The following is a 1,484-nucleotide window of genomic DNA, read 5'->3' as shown; positions in this document are numbered from 1 at the left end:
CTTAGGTTCAAGGGGTCGTCGCAACACCGCTTGGTTTCAGACGGTGAGTAGATCACGTAGACGCTCGGCTGGGGTATCCCAGCCGAGCGTCTTGCGTGGGCGGCTGTTGAGCTCCTGGGCGACGTGTTCGAGGTCTTCGGGGCCGTGCAGGCTCAGGTCGGTGCCCTTCGGGAAGTACTGCCGCAGCAGCCCGTTGGTGTTCTCGTTCGAGCCGCGTTGCCAGGGAGAGGCCGGGTCGCAGAAGTAGACGGGCATGTCGGTGGCCATGCTGAACTGCCGGTGGCGTGCCATCTCGGGGCCCTGGTCCCAGGTGAGCGAGCCGCGCAGGTGAGCGGGCAGGGTCTGGACGGTGCGGACGAGCCCGTCACGGACGGTCTCGGCGTCGTGGGTCTCGCCCGGCAGGTGGACCAGCATGGTGTAGCGGGTGCTGCGTTCGACCAGGGTCGCGATCGCGGAGCGCCCGCCCGCGCCGACGATCAGGTCGCCTTCCCAGTGCCCCGGCACGGCCCGGTCCTCGACGTCGGCGGGGCGGTCGCTGATCATCACCATCGGGTCGATGAACCGGGACGTGCGCCGTTCGGGGTTCCGGCGCGGTTTGCGGCGCGTGCGACCGGTGCGGACGGCCGCCTGGACCTCCCGCTTCAGGCCGCCGCGGGCCTGGAAGTACAGGGCCTGGTAGATCGTCTCCACGCTCACCCGCATGTTCTGGTCGTCCGGATGGGTCTTGGCCAGAGCGTGGCAGATCTGTTCCGGGGACCACCGTCTCCGCAGGCCGTCCTGGACGAAGTCGCGGAGCGGGCCTTCGGCCAGCAGCTTGCGCTCCTTCGGGCGGGGCCGGCGCGCGGCGGAGGCCCTGTGCGCCGCGTAGGGGTGGTAGTCGGCGGTTGCCGAGTTGTTCCGCAGCTCGCGCGAGATGGTGCTGGCCGGGCGCCCCAGGGCCCGCCCGATGGCTCGCATCGACTGGCCGGCGGCGCGGAGGTCGCGTATCCGCTCGCGCTCGGAGAGCGAGAGCAGCCTGGGGTGGAGCTTCTTCTCAAGGGACTTGAGGCTCACCGGCCTCACCGGTGCAGCGATGGTCACACCGGACATCGTGACGGTTCCCGTCGTGTAGTTCACACGCCGGCCGTCGGGGTGGATCCGGGAGTTGTTGGACTTCCGGATGCCCCAGTCCCAGTCCTGGGCTGTCCGAAGGTGTGCCCCGACCCGCTCGGCGGCCTCCCGCCTGGAGACGCCCCGGGCCCGCAGCTTCAGGTACTCCTCGCGCCCAGGGTGGCCCAGGTGCCCGTAGACCACGCCGGCCTTGCGGGCCAGCGTGAACGCCGTGTTCAGGTTCAGCCCCAGCTCTCGCGCTACGGGGGAGACGCTTCCCACGGCGTCAAGCCGTTCGAAGAACAGCTTCTTCAACTCCGGATCGAGCCTCTTGCCGCCCACGGTCCTCGCAACTCCCATGATCATGAGTGTTGCGAGGACCGCTAGAACCTAAG

Annotated in this window: 1 protein-coding gene; it reads right to left on the bottom strand. The window is 69.3% G+C overall.

Features of this window, described 5'->3' with window-relative positions; genetic code table 11:
* Positions 1 to 36 precede the first annotated feature (36 nt).
* A complete protein-coding gene (locus tag ACFXHB_RS44805) occupies positions 37 to 1,251 on the bottom strand; it encodes an IS30 family transposase (RefSeq protein WP_380582994.1) in 1,215 nt (404 codons plus the stop codon).
* Positions 1,252 to 1,484 lie beyond the last annotated feature (233 nt).

The sequence above is a fragment of the Kitasatospora sp. NPDC059327 genome (assembly GCF_042752535.1).
In the GTDB taxonomy this organism is placed as follows: domain Bacteria; phylum Actinomycetota; class Actinomycetes; order Streptomycetales; family Streptomycetaceae; genus Kitasatospora.
This window is presented reverse-complemented; position numbering and strand designations above follow the sequence as displayed.